Raw genomic sequence first — 13,759 nt, 5'->3', positions numbered from 1 at the left:
GCGCCCGCGTTCACCTGCAAAAAGGAACCGATTGATGCTGAAGTTCAGTTTCGACAAGTCACGCTTTCTGATCAGCCCGCTTGCCGCCGCTCTGCTGTTCGCCGCGCCGCCTTCCTACAGCGCACCATCCAACGGTCAGGCATTTCTTCCTCTGCTCGATATGACGGTTGCGCGCTTGCATATTGCGCGGCAGGTTGCGCTATCGAAGTGGGACTCGCGCAAGCCGGTCGAAGATCTGCCGCGCGAGGCGGAGGTGATCAAGGCCGCGGCGGAAGAGGCACGCTCGCTCGGCGTGCCGCCGCAACTCGCGACGCATTTCTTCGCTGACCAGATTGAAGCCAATAAACTCGTGCAATACGGGTTACTTGCGCAATGGCACCGCGACGGCCACGCGCCCGACGAAAAACGGGTGGATCTGAAGAAAGACATTCGTCCGGAACTGGACAGGTTGCAGCAAGGCTTTATCAAGACGCTGGCCGATACGACGACGTTGCGCGCGCAGCCGGATTGCAGCGCGCAATTGGCGCAGGCGACACAAGCGTATGTGGTGAGTCATGCGCTGGACCCGTTATATGCGGTCGCGATGGATCGCGCATTGGCGCGCGTGTGTGAGCAGGAGTGAAGGGCGCCGGCGAGCGAGCCGCGAGACGCGGGATCGTAGGCTTTTGACTACGCGTCCCGATTGATCCGACAGGAAGCACCGTAGTGACAAACCCGGCTCCGGCCGGGTTTGTCGTTTATGGCGGACACCCGCAAACATGATCTTTCCGTGGACATAGTTTGCAATACGAATGAATAAAAAGGCGAATTGCAAAGGTTTGTCAAACCTGAGCAAATTCGATGGACATCGCATCAATTGGAGATTAGTTTCTCCAGGGCCGATCCGTGCCGGGATGCAGCGTAAGCGCGCACGTCCTTACTCGATCTCAAGAAAAAAACGAGAGCCTCGCCTTTATGCGAACAATCCAGAACATTCTGCAATACCCAGGTGCCCGCTTAAGACAGCAGTTCGAGTTGACGATTGGCACCGTCAGTCAATCTTTGTCTGTGGTCAGCTTCGAGCTCGAAGAGGCACTCAACCAGACGTACAAGCTCGATCTGGTGGTCACCTCCTCCGATCATGCGATCGACGGCGGGCTGTGCGTTGGGCGTCGCGCGACGTTCACGATCGTCGAGGAAGGTTCGGTGCCGTCGATGCCCGATCCGATCGAGCCCGTGATCGAACCCGCACGTCGCGTGCATGGTGTGGTCACGCGTTGGGAGCGGCGCTCGTCAAGCCGGGACGAGACGGCTTATGGGTTGCGCATCGAGCCGCGCTTTGCGCTGCTTGAACATGTACACGATTCGGGTGTGTTTCGCGATGTGTCGGTGAGGGAACTGATCAGGGAATGCATCGTTGACCGCGAGCTGTTTGACCCGCACGACATCGAGTTCAATCTCGAAGGCACTGAGGAGAAATTCGAGCAAACGGTGATGTACGAGGAGACCGTCAAGGGTTTTATCGAACGCCATTGCCGGCGCGCGGGCATCTACTACTACTTCAAGCAGGGTCGCAGCGGGCCGCGGCGGGACACGCTGGTGTTTGGCAACAACCCGCGCGGCTATGTGCGGTCGATCGAGTTGCCTTGGGTGCCGGATTCGGGGCTGGTGGCTGACTGGCACGAGGCGGTGCTATCGGTCGGCTCCGTGCGCGAGCTGGTGCCGGCCGAGATTGGGGTATGGGACCGGAATTATCGTTTGCCTGACGCTTCGCTGGAAGCGGGCGCGATCGTGGCGCGTGATGACCGGTCGGTGTTTGGCCGCGTCAATCGCAGCATCGAGCATCACCATACGGTCGAGAGTGGCCGGATGTTGGTCGAGGCGCGGCGCGATGAACAGGTTGCGAAGCAGCAGACGCTGTATGGGACCAGCAACGCGCTCGGGATGATGCCGGGCGTTGTGGTGAAACTGACCAACCTGAAGTTGACCGAGGCCCCCTATGGTTTGCTGATCACGCGGTTGAAGACAAAAGGCAGCCGTTCAGCGCCGGTCTTCAATGAGTTCGAGGCGACGCCAGCGCATCTGACGTGGCGGCCTGAATATGATCCCGCGCGGCATTGGCGCTGGGTGTCAGGCGCGCTGACTGCTGTGGTCACGTCGGACTCGACACAACCTTATGCGTGTCTGGATGAGCATGGTCGGTATCAGGTCGACCCGCTGTTTCGCAAACGTAGCGGCAAGCGCGGCACGCATCTGATGGCGCTGCGGTTGCTGCGGCCTGCCGCGTCGTATCAAGGGGGATTTCATTCGCCGCTGTTGCCGGATACCGAGGTTCGGCTGGTCGGCACGAACGGAGATATCGATCGGCTGTTTATCGCCGGTGCGCTGCATGACTATGCACATCCTGACGTCGTGCACGGCGGCGGACAGTGGTACAGCCGTGCGGTATGGCGTAGTCCGTTGCTGGGCGCGAAGATTCGTTTCGACGATCTGAAGGGCCGCGAAGGTCTCAAGGCCGCGACGGTTTATATGCAGACGTCGGTGAGTCTCGGGTTTCTTGTTGATAGCGAGAAGAAGCAGCGCGGGGAAGGCTTCGAGATCGCTACGCATGCGTGGGGAACGGTGCGAGGGCCGAAGGGGTTGTTCCTTTCGGCTGATGGGTTGTCGGGCGCGGATGCGCCGCAGCTGGAGATGTCGGCGGCGCGCCGCGAACAGCGGTCTTCGCTGGAGCGGGTTAAGGCGCTCGCCGAGTCCACTGCACAGGCCAAGGCCACAGCGGCCGACATGGCCACGCAGGCGGACCTCACGGAGGCGTTAGATGAGTTGAAGGCGCCGGGGCTGCTTGCCAGTGCGCCAGGCGGCATTGCGCTGGTAACGCCGAAGTCTATTCAGCACGCGGCCAGCGAAAACGTAATCATGACAGCGGGACGACATGCGGACTTCAGTGTCGTCGAGCGCTTCACGCTGGCGGTCGGTGAGTTGATCTCGCTGTGTGCGCACAAGCTTGGGCTGAAGCTGACCGCTGCGAAGGGCAAGGTCGAAATTCAAGCGCAGAGCGACGCGCTTGATCTGTTCGCGGAGAAGCGGCTGCATCTCGCCAGCGCCAGGGAGGACGTGCTGGTGGCCGGGAAGAAGAAGATCGCGCTAACCAGCGGCGGTGCGTCGATCACGATCGAAAACGGCAATGTGGAAATTCGTTGTCCCGGGGAATTTCGGATCAAAGCTGCATCCTTCACCTTCGAGGGACCGCAAAGCGACGATACCCCGCTCCCATCCCTGCCACAGAGCGAACTGAAGCCCGTTGTCGACTACCTCTTGACGCACTAGAACCATGATCATCAGCCCTCCGTTCCTGCCGACTGCCGGTTTGAATTTCGTCGATACGAAGGCGAATCCTCCGAGCGTCGATCCACTGATGGATCGGGTCGATAAGTACGAACTCGCACATGGCATTTACCCGATCGCGTTTGATCGGCGATGGCATTGCGGCGTGCATTTGATGCCGGCCATGCAGAACGAGAAAGTTCATGCAATTGCAGATGGAGTGGTAGTGGCGTATCGCGTTTGTCAGCACGCATACGACGGCGGTAGTGGTACGCGGGACAGTCATGCCGGGTTTGTTCTGCTTCGACATACGACGGAAACGGGAGATGGTCGGACGTTGACCTTCTACTCGCTCTATATGCATCTGCTGGATCTCGAGAGCTATCAGTCGGTTAGTGCGGACGCGAAGCGCTTACCTGAGTTTCTGCGTATGCCCGCCCCTGGTGATGACGCTGAGGTGCCGCCTGCGCAGCCTGGCGAAGGCCGCAAGGTGAGTCGCAAAGATGTGCTGGGGTGGACCGGTGGGTGTCAGGGGCAGTGGCATTTGCACTTCGAGATCTTTATGACGAGTGCGGATTTCGAGGCTTATTTCGCGCAGACGCAGCTTGGTCGAACGACTGTGAACCCAGCCCTGGGCAAGGACTGTTGGGGGCATTGCTATTTTCTTATTCCGCAGGAGAGGGCGTTCCGTGCGCTGCCGCCGGGCGTGGATAGTCACCACATGCTGTCGGGTATTGCGTTTGAACCGCTGCAAACGGGGCAGAACGCACAACCGCTGGTTGTCGAGATGTACTTCCACAAAGGCAGTAAGTACACGAATGTTTGGAGCATGTCCGAGGACGGCAGCCGGGTATTACTGACTCCGAAGCCGATCTGCGAAGTGGACTACGAGTACGACATGTACGCGCGGGCGACGAAGCTTTATGCAGCGTGTCCCAGTGATGGTTATGAGCTGCTTCGTTTTGGGCGGATTCTGTCGGAGCCGGCAACGCTCACGTCTTCGTCTGCTAGTACGTCCGCGTCAATCGATCCAGCAATTCAAGGCAATCCGCAATCGAGGCGCGTGCCGAGTCAGTGTGCGACGTGGATGCGTGCGGCGTTTGAAGAGGGTAAACAGGGCTACATCGATATCAACAATCCGGAGATTCTGAAGCTCTCCGACGCGGATTTTCCGTTCTTTATGGGCTGGCAGAAGATCAGCGAAGGCAATAGTCCGTTCAATGCGGATGGGTTGTGCGATATCGATGCGCTGAAGAGGGTTGTCAAGGATACGACTGAGCGTCAGACGCCGCAGGACGTTGCGTTGAAGAAGGAGTATCAGAAGGAGGAGGTGCTGGCCCGTTATGTGAAGTCGAATGACGCGGTGCGTCGACAGTTGCGAGGCTTTATTTGCGAAGCGCCAGGTCAGTGGGATAGCACGCATAACGAAGAGCGTTTCAGGAGGTTGAAGGAAGAAGGTGAGTTCTATCACGGGAACGAAGCGGGGTACGCCGCGTTCATGAAACTGCTGACGTCGTTTCAGTTCTGGGAGAAGACGGGGCTACCGGCTGGGCAGAAGCTTTGGTTTTTTCATCCGCTTGCGTTTATTCGGCATTTTAGGCGGTGTGGGTGGTTGAGTTTGCGCGAGCAGATTCAATTGCTCCCGCGCAGATCGTTACCGGATGCGGGTGCCCTGATTCTGTGGGAGCAGAGCGAAAATAGATTCACCGAAGATCACAAGGAAGCTAACAGGCAATGGCCTCGCAACATTTGGATGGCGCTAAATGACATGTTTTTAAAATATGGCCTCAGCAACGCTCTTAGAAAGGCTCATTTCTTGGGGCAAGCATTCAAGGAGACTGGCGCCTTGCGCTCAGCGAGGGAGATGGGGGATTCGAATTATTTTAGAAAAATGTACGAGAGCTATACGGCGGAGGATGCAGCCTATGATTTTGATCATAATTACAACTGGATCAAAAAACTCGGTTTTCTTCGGGGGCGAAATCGTGCGGAGTATATAGCGACTCGTCCGCATGATATACACGAAAAAGCGACTTCTAACGGCAACGTTCACCCCGGGGATGGAGCGCGTTTCAAAGGGCGCGGATTGATCCATCTCACCTGGCGTAATGGATATCGCGATTACGGAAAGTTTCGTAGCCGCGATTACACTGCCGACCCCAACCCAGAGTTACTGGAATCCGACGCCGAAACCGCGGCCGATTCCGCTGGATATTTTTGGATCATGAGGCGCATTAATGCTAAGGCAGATAATGGCGTAACTGATCAAGATGTCCAAAACTGTCTGCGATTAGTTGGCGGGGCCGATGGCCTGGCTGAAAGACAGCAATTCTTCCGATACGCGTACTTTGTCCTGAGCGATGCTCCGACTATGCCTGTCGACGGAGGCTTGCAGCGCCAAGTGGAGGATGTTTAGATGATTATTCGAGTAATGACACTGCACGTCCTGTTAATTTTTTCGACTGTGTATGCTCAATCTGCTTTTGGAGCCATCGAAACCAATGAGATGGATACCGAAGTCGAGGAGCAATGCGGGATCTCGATGCGAGTCCCGGCTTTAAAGAATATCTACAATCAGGAGTTGACCTTTGACTGCGCCGGATCTTATAGAGAGGGCCGAAAGGCCGTTCTGTCGATGGACTTCCAATACGATCCAAACCGGAACAGCGGTGCCGATTTAATCAGTTTCGTTATCGAAAACATAGGGATAGAGCAGAAAATCCGATCTGGAAAAAACAGTATATTTCATCAATCGGAGAAGAGTGATATGCCTAGCCTGTCAGCAGGGGCATCGTATTCCGGATCTGATTGCGAACCCGTAACAAAAACAATCATAAGTGCTATCCAAGGACGCAATTGGCATGGATGGATTGCCGAGGAAAAATTTGGGAGACGGCGTATGGATTGCAAATCATATAAGCAATACACATCCAGATATCGCTGCATTCACTTGATGATAGGAAATGAGGTTGCGACGGCTCAGGTTGGTGGGGTTTGCCTTTTGCGAAAAAGAGAGCTTAGTCTGGAACGTGGCTTCAGTTATGACCTGTTTATAGATATGCTGAAGTCGGCGCGTTTTTTGAACCAGTAGTAGTGTCTTTTGAATATAGAGACAGTGTTTTCGATGATCGCTGCGTCGCCTGCTGCGAGACCACACTTCCGCTGGATGCGGGCTATGTTTCGTTGGGGTGTTTTTTGAACCGCTGACCGTGCCGGAAATCTGAAAGCGGCAATGCAATCGCAGGCAGAAGCTTTGGTTTTTTCATCCGCTTGCGTTTATTCGGCATTTCAGGCGGTGTGGGTGGCTAGACGCACAAAAATTCCGTGGACGAGGGTTTAAGCAGCTCACAGGTCGAAGTAACTATGCAGGCTACTGGGTATTTCGTGGATGGATATCGCCAAAAGACTTTTCCGAAAGCTGGTGGAAGGATCCCGCATACATCTTGCGCGACCGTAGGGCAATGACCGCGCGACCTGCAGAAATCGACGATCCTCAGCGAGTCGCATTGCCGGAGAATTGCATTGACAGTGCGGGATTTTATTTATGCTTTGAGCGACATAACGTCATAAGGAAAATTGACAAAGACGGACCATGCATTGCAAATTCCCCGGACTGCTTGGCGGTAGAAGAGAGAGTGTCCCGCGATGTAACGTACGCGATAAATGGTGGTTTCGATAGTGCTGCCGGCAGATTGATTTTTACTCGCTTGGCAAAAATGGTATTGATATAACATGAAACAGCTAATTCGTTTTATCGCTTTTATGATGATTTATTTGATTTCCCTTGCTGTATCGGCTGAAGATACATACCAGGCGAGAGGCCGATATATTGATATTTCAAACGGTGAAAGGGACCACACGTGTCTTCTGGACAGGGAGATATCTTCCTCTGTCGAAAGCTTCGACAAGGCCGCAGTTATCGTATCCGGGAATGGCTACGTACCTGTGGATAGTTTAAAGGTATGTCCGGCTGATACGCCTGTGCACGTTTTCACAACCCCGCAGAGCGCCGGAATACTTGTCGACGTAAGCTTGAACAAAAACCTATACGTGGCTGTTGACATAGTAACGCTTCGGCCAATGGGGTTTTTAGCTACGGTCGCATGTTTGAATAGCACACGGAATCTCGTCAATATGCTAGGTGCATATGTCGCCGGGCGAAAACTCTCAGAACTGAAACAATATGCGTTTAGCAGTTCGGGCGAGCCAGGTTCCGCAGCTATATCCCCAGATGGTCGTTATGTCGCGCCAGCAGGCCAGATTTTCTGTGATGCGAACGCTTGGCCAAGTGTCTGGGACATAGAACATAACAGAAAAGTACTGACGGACGAACAATCATGTCGGTCATTATTCTACCCGGATATGGCTAAATGAGATTACCGCTTGTCAAACCTGTGATGCCGTGCGTATTTGGGCTCATATCAATGGTGCAGAAACCGGATTGCAGCAAAAAATCAAATACACCAGAATCGTGAAGGAGGTCTCGTTATGATCGTACGTCTGGTACTTGTTGTAGTGCCAATGATTTTATTTTGTGGCACGGCCTTTTCAAACGGGGCACTCGGGCAAGGCGCCACCGTAAGTAAAATTTCCGGCTCAGAAATTTTGGTGAAGGACCTTGACTCCGAGCATCGCTGTACGATTGATCAGATTCCCGAGGAGCTCAAATTTAGCTCAGACCGGGAGGCAGTGATCGTATCGGGGACATCGTATATTCCAGTGGCTAAACTTATGGATTGCCATCCGACATCAATCGTACATGCAAGAATCGCGGCGCCGCATGTCGGTTTCCTCTCCGATATAAACCTGCGCGCCGGACTATATGCATCACTGACCCCCGTGTATGTTAATCCATTGGGTTTTGTTGCTATCGTTGCAAAAATTGGTAGTGATCGAAACATAGTTAATCTTCCGAAATTTGATCGAAAAGGTGTGAGTATGTCCAAACTGCGAATGGAGGGATCGCCGTTGATGTCGCCCACACTTTCGCTGGACGGGCGCTATGTTTCGGTAGACCTGCACGGCTGTGGGGAAGGAGATGACCTCGAAGTTGTCGATATACGTCTAAGCCAGAAAGTCAGAATTAGTAGGGACTCTTGTTTGCGGTTGTTCAACTTCCGATAGGCGCCGATCGACTGATCGTGACTTGGGACATCAACTGAAAGGTGTTTTTGAATCGCCATCTGCACCGGAAATTTCAATGCAGCAATGCAATCGCAGATAGACCACACTCGAGATAAAAAATGAACTCCCCCATCCGACAAGGCGACAAACTCGAAAACGGCGGCGAAGTAACCGGCGGCTCCCCCTACATGGATTTCATGGGCCGCCCACTCGCGCGCCAAGGGGACGCCGCCATCTGCGCACTGCATGGCTCAACCACCATCAACGAAGGCCACGAGCGATTTCCCGACCAGGACGGCAAGCGAGTCGCGATGCACCATCACCGCTGCGCGTGTGGTTGCCGGCTGATCTCGTCACTGCTCAACGTCAGCATTGCCTGATGCCGATCGATCTTTCTCGTGCGGGGTTGCCCAGCGTTTATCCCGCACATGGTCCCCGCTTTTGGCCCTGGCTTGGAATCGGTTGCATATGCAACGTAGTGGGCGCGGCTCTGGTGATCGCGCTATGGCCGGCAGATTCCCCAACGCACGGCATCGAGTTCTGGGGCTACGTGTTTGGAATTCCAAACGCCGTGTTCATGGTGCTTCTCGGCCTCGATCGTGCGGCGCACGAAGCGCTCTGGTTCCAGGCACACTACCGGAATCTGTTCCGGACCAAATGGCTGGAAGACAAGGTGCGCGAAGCGCAACAGCCATTGCACGTGCTAGCCGTCGGTTGCTGTTTGCCGATCGGCGAACAGCGGCTTGCTGCCGCAATGGCCGGCACAAAGGTATTGCCGAAATCGCAGGCCCCTCGCACGGGTTCAGGTGTCGTTGTGCACGGCCGCTTTGAAGATACCGGTTTGCTCGTTGACGACCCGTCCGATATTCCGCCGGTAGAAATCGACCTTGAAGCCGAAATCGACACAGAGGCCCAGTCATTGCCTCCGCGACAGCGCAGGAAGGTCACGCCCCTCACACTCAAAATCGCACAGGCGCTCGAACCGCTGGCCCCCAGCCTGCAAGCCCTGACCCAGTACGAATCCATCCACTGGCCCCAGGTGCGTGTCCTGTCCACCCCCGGCGAAGCCACGCTACGCGAAATACAAGTCCGCGACGCGCTGCGTATCGCCGGACTGCCCGAACTCCCGTGCCAGGCCATCCCTGCGACGGACGGCCTGCTGATCGCCGACGCCTGGCTCGACGCGCGCGAGCGTCGCCCGCTATTGGTCATCGCGGCCGCGTGGCACGACGCCGATCCACCCGTGGGCAGCACTGAAGGCTGCGTTGCGGTCCTGCTCGCTTCGGGGTTTTACCGTTTGCCGGAGCCTGTGAAAGCGATCGGCACGCTGCATCGTCCCGTCGCTGGCGAACGGTCGGCGTTGGGCGATCTCTTCGCGAACACCGTGGTATGGGGCAAGGTCAACGGTCCCGAAGTCACGCACGCGTGGATCACAGGTCTTAACGGTAACCACGACAACGCGCTGCTTGCCGGTCTGCGCGAAGCGTCGCTGCTGGGCGTGGCACGACATGAAGCGCAACGTCGTCCCGATCGCATCATCGGCGATGCCGGCAACGCCAACGGCTGGCTCTCAGTCGTGGCGGCCATCCAATCTGCCGAGCCCGGTCCGCACCTGATCGTCGACCGAGATCAGGCCGCAGTCGTCTACCTTCATTCCCATTCCCGAAATGACATCCCCGACGAGTAATACGCCGGCGCTCAGGCCGGCATCGCCGACCACTTTACGTCAACGCCTTATCACCCTGTGGGGCTTTCCGTTCGCCGCACTGGGCCTCGCGCTGCTTGCGGCCGCGCTGATCTGGTCAAAGGGCGAGCTACTCGACCTGACTTCGAAGGAAGTGCGGATTTCAGCGTTGCTGTGGACTGGATTCGCGCTGGCCATCGTGGTGATCATCCACTTCCTCGCGTTGTCATTCGGTGCGTATAGCGCTGCCGCACGCTTCATTTATCGCGAGACGGGCGAGCGACCACGGGCAATAAGGACTTTGCAACGCGACCCGCGTCTGCAAACTCTCTGCGACGAATTACGCCACAGCCACGGTCGGCGATGGCGCTACCGCTTGCCGTGGCTGATGCTCACTGGCAGCGACAACCGTATCGACGAAGTCGCGCCCGGTTTGAAACAGGCCGGTGCCATGCTGGTCGCCGGGACGGTCCTCGTGCATGCCGCACCAGACGGCATCGACCCCGCACCGTGGCGCCGTCAGCTCAAACAGCTTCGCCGTCGCCGCCCCATCGACAGCGTTGTGCAGGTGGCGCGCGTCAGCGAAGACGAACATCGGAACGCCGACCAGGCGCGCATACTTGCGATGATTGCCGCGGACCTCGGTTGGGCCGCGCCGCTTACGTTCCTGCATGCGGTGAAAGCGAGCGGCGGACAGCCCGAGCGGTTCCGATCAGTCGGGGTGTTCACGGCGGGACGAACGCGTCGTGCGATGCTGTCCGCCGCGGACCTGCTCGACGATGAACTCGCCCAGCTCGAAGCGCACACCGCATACACCGGCGTGATGCTGCGCGACACTTCCGGCTGGGTAAAGTATCTCGCGGAAGTTTCGGCTTATATCGGCAAGCAGCGAGAGCGGATAGTTGACGACTGGCGCTCGTTCGTTTCGTCAGGATGGTCGCGCGCACCGCTTGGGGGAGTGATGTTCGCACCCGTATTCGAAGGCGTCCGCACGGCTCCCGTGCCGGTTGCAGCAGACGGGACTCTTGCCGTAAGTCGACAGTCCTTAGCCGAACAGCACGGGGCAAACTCCGCGTCGGCAATGCTGATGTCGAGTACCCAACCGCTCGCGCTCGTCCCCGTGTGGCAAGAGATTGGCCGCCGCCTGCGTCATCGCAACGGTCGGCGTGTTGGTTTCCACCTGCCACAAGCGTTGGCTGCAAGCGTGATGCTTGCATCGGTTGCCTCGTGCGTGGCAATGGCGGTTTCATTCATCGGCAACCGGCAATTGATTCGTGACGCGCACACTACGGCCGAGACGGCTTTAGCCGCCGTGCCCGGCACACCCGCCGCGCTGCGCGCGCAGCGCGCTCTGCAACGGCGGATCGACACGCTCGAATACCGTCGGCAACACGGCGTACCCTGGTATTTGGGCGCGGGCCTGAGTCGCAACAACGCACTGCTCGAAGCCCTGTGGCAACCCTATGCAACGGTAGCCGCGCGCAACCTGCAGCGTCCGGTGGTCGGCTCGCTCGAAGCCCGCCTGAACGAAATGAACAGCACACGCGCCGACGCGTTGCAGACCGAGCGTACGCGGCAGGACGGTTACGACGCGCTCAAGACATACCTGATGCTCGCGGATCCGCAGCGGACCGATGCGGCTTTTCTCGACAAGATGCTGGTGTCGTTTTGGGCGCTGCCGCCCGGTATGTCGGCTGGTGAACGTGACGATCTTGCGCAGCATCTCGCCGCGTTCTACGCGACCCATCTACAGACCCACCCGGATTGGCGCATCCCCATATCGGATGCGCTCGTCACTGCGTCGCGCAGCACGCTCATCAACCAGATCGGGCTCGCGAACGGTGACGATATCGTCTACCGATCGATTCTCGATGACGTGAAGGGCAAATTCGCCGATGCGTCGCTCGCCATGCTGCTCGACGGCACAGATGCACGCGGCCTGTTCAGCACCACGCAAAGGGTGCCCGGCATCTATACCCGCGCCGCTTGGGACGGCATGATCGCCGACGCAATCGACAAGGCTGCCAGCGAGCGGCGCACCAGAGCTGACTGGGTGCTAAGCGGCAATGAGCCGGCGCGGCCCTCGAACGCCGTCGCGGTGCGGGGCGCTGAAACAATCACGAAGACGACATCAACCGACAATGAAGGGGCCCGCGATGCGCTCAAACAGCGCCTCACCGCACGCTACTTCGCGGAATACACGGCGGCATGGCAACGGATGCTCAACAGCGTCCAGTGGCAACCGGCGGCAAACCTGAACGAAGCGATCGACCAGCTCAATCGCCTGGCCGACGCACAGACGTCGCCGCTAATCGCACTGATGAAGTCCGTCCAGTACCAGGCACAGGCAGGACGCCCGTCGCAAGCACTGGCGGACACACTCGTACGCAAAGCGCAGAGCCTGATCGGCGACGGCGCAAGCACGCGGGCACCTGATGTCAGCCCGCTCGACAAGCCATTTGGCCCCTTGCTGGCGCTGATGGGCGACACCGGCTCAAGCGCAAGTGCGAACAACGACGGTCATGTCGCACATGAGTCGATGACGCTAAACGGCATCAGCCTCGCACACTACCTGACCCTGACCACCACAATGCGTCTGAAGTTGCAGCAAATCGCCGTCAGTCCCGATGCGCAGGCGATGGCCCGGTCGCTCGCGCAGGCCGTGTTCCAGGGCAGGCTTTCCGAACTCGCACAGGCGCGCAATGATGCGGCGCTGACCGCGGCGAGCCTTGGCGCACTGTGGTCCGGCTTTGGCGACGCGCTCTTCGTGCAGCCGCTCGACACCGCGTGGCAAACGATCCTGCAACCGGCCGCCGCGAGCCTGAACGAAGCTTGGCGGGCAAGCATTGCAATTCCGTTCAAAACGTCATTCGACGGTCGCTACCCCTTCTTCGAAACAAACGCCGATGCCTCGTTTGCGGAGCTGGGGCGCTATGTGCGGCCTGACACGGGACTGATCGCGCGCTTTCTCGCGACTGAACTGGCCGGTGTGCTCAAACGCCAGGGCGACCAGTGGGTGCCCGACGAACTCGCGCCGCAGGCATTGCGGTTTGATCCTGCTTTTCTTGCCGCGATCCGCCAGCTATCCAACGTCGGCGCACGCGCCTACGCGCAGGGCGACGCCGGATACCACTTCGAAATCATGGCGCTGCCGTCGCCGAATGTGACGCGCACGGAACTGAGTATCGATGGCAAGCCTATCGTCTACTTCAACCAGAAGGAATCATGGACGGCGCTAACGTGGCCCGGCGACGGGCTGAATGGCCGCGCGGGACTGATGTGGCAAATGGTGAACGCGGGACTGCGCCAGGCATTCGACGCAACCGGCGATTGGGCCTTCCTGCGTCTGCTTGCTCAGGCGCATATCAAACCGCTCGACAGCACCCGTTATGAATTGACGTGGGACCAGCCGGACGCGGCGCCGCTGTGCTATGTGTTGCGTACGCAGCTCGGCGAGGGACCGCTCGAGCTGCTCAAACTGCGTGGCTTCCGGATGCCTGAGCGCATTTTCATGGTCGGCAAGGCCGGAAACGCGCTTGCGGCAACGATGCTTCCTCCGTTGCCTCCCATGGAGGCTTCATTCCAGTGAATGGATTTCAAAAAGCCCGCCGTATCGCAGCCTGCGCGTGTCCCAGGGGGAAGTCCGGC

The 13,759-nt window shown here is 57.7% G+C and carries 9 protein-coding genes; all 9 read left to right on the top strand.

Features of this window, described 5'->3' with window-relative positions:
• The first annotated feature begins 34 nt into the window (after window positions 1-34).
• The 9 genes from HV796_RS21795 (at window position 35) to HV796_RS21755 (ending at window position 13,700) form a co-directional block, all read left to right on the top strand.
• A complete protein-coding gene (locus tag HV796_RS21795; protein ID WP_175228578.1) occupies window positions 35-622 on the top strand; it encodes a chorismate mutase in 588 nt (195 codons plus the stop codon).
• 392 nt (window positions 623-1,014) lie between these two features.
• A complete protein-coding gene (locus tag HV796_RS21790; RefSeq protein ID WP_343052956.1) occupies window positions 1,015-3,306 on the top strand; it encodes a type VI secretion system Vgr family protein in 2,292 nt (763 codons plus the stop codon).
• A gap of 4 nt (window positions 3,307-3,310) precedes the next feature.
• Entirely contained in the window at window positions 3,311-5,719 is a 2,409-nt protein-coding gene (locus tag HV796_RS44210) for a M23 family metallopeptidase (protein WP_246355976.1), read from the top strand.
• The gene (locus tag HV796_RS21780; protein WP_175228576.1) at window positions 5,720-6,394 is read left to right on the top strand and encodes a hypothetical protein; all 675 of its coding nucleotides are present in this window, start codon (window positions 5,720-5,722) and stop codon (window positions 6,392-6,394) included.
• Between the two features lie 641 nt (window positions 6,395-7,035).
• On the top strand, window positions 7,036-7,677 hold the full coding sequence (locus tag HV796_RS21775; protein ID WP_175228575.1) for a hypothetical protein: 642 nt from the start codon (window positions 7,036-7,038) through the stop codon (window positions 7,675-7,677).
• 114 nt (window positions 7,678-7,791) lie between these two features.
• Window positions 7,792-8,427, top strand: a complete 636-nt coding sequence (locus HV796_RS21770; protein ID WP_175228574.1) for a hypothetical protein — start codon at window positions 7,792-7,794, stop codon at window positions 8,425-8,427.
• Window positions 8,428-8,546: 119 nt separating this feature from the next.
• Window positions 8,547-8,807 (top strand): PAAR domain-containing protein, encoded by a 261-nt coding sequence (locus HV796_RS21765; RefSeq protein ID WP_175228573.1) that lies wholly within the window; start codon window positions 8,547-8,549, stop codon window positions 8,805-8,807.
• A 98-nt stretch (window positions 8,808-8,905) separates the two neighbouring features.
• Window positions 8,906-10,114 (top strand): hypothetical protein, encoded by a 1,209-nt coding sequence (locus HV796_RS21760; protein ID WP_246355975.1) that lies wholly within the window; start codon window positions 8,906-8,908, stop codon window positions 10,112-10,114.
• Window positions 10,095-13,700: an ImcF-related family protein gene (locus HV796_RS21755; RefSeq protein WP_175228571.1), complete on the top strand. Its 3,606-nt coding sequence runs from the start codon at window positions 10,095-10,097 to the stop codon at window positions 13,698-13,700. The genes HV796_RS21760 and HV796_RS21755 overlap by 20 nt, the downstream gene beginning before the upstream one ends.
• Window positions 13,701-13,759: the final 59 nt, after the last annotated feature.

This window comes from Paraburkholderia humisilvae, assembly GCF_902859855.1.
Taxonomy (GTDB): domain Bacteria; phylum Pseudomonadota; class Gammaproteobacteria; order Burkholderiales; family Burkholderiaceae; genus Paraburkholderia; species Paraburkholderia humisilvae.
This window is presented reverse-complemented; position numbering and strand designations above follow the sequence as displayed.

Excerpts from the sequence above, each read along its gene's own strand:
- HV796_RS21795 (WP_175228578.1), top strand. The coding sequence starts at position 35 with ATGCTGAAGTTCAGTTTCGACAAGTCACGCTTTCTGATCAGCCCGCTT.
- HV796_RS44210 (WP_246355976.1), top strand. The coding sequence starts at position 3,311 with ATGATCATCAGCCCTCCGTTCCTGCCGACTGCCGGTTTGAATTTCGTC.
- HV796_RS21780 (WP_175228576.1), top strand. The coding sequence starts at position 5,720 with ATGATTATTCGAGTAATGACACTGCACGTCCTGTTAATTTTTTCGACT.
- HV796_RS21775 (WP_175228575.1), top strand. The coding sequence starts at position 7,036 with ATGAAACAGCTAATTCGTTTTATCGCTTTTATGATGATTTATTTGATT.
- HV796_RS21770 (WP_175228574.1), top strand. The coding sequence starts at position 7,792 with ATGATCGTACGTCTGGTACTTGTTGTAGTGCCAATGATTTTATTTTGT.
- HV796_RS21765 (WP_175228573.1), top strand. The coding sequence starts at position 8,547 with ATGAACTCCCCCATCCGACAAGGCGACAAACTCGAAAACGGCGGCGAA.
- HV796_RS21755 (WP_175228571.1), top strand. The coding sequence starts at position 10,095 with ATGACATCCCCGACGAGTAATACGCCGGCGCTCAGGCCGGCATCGCCG.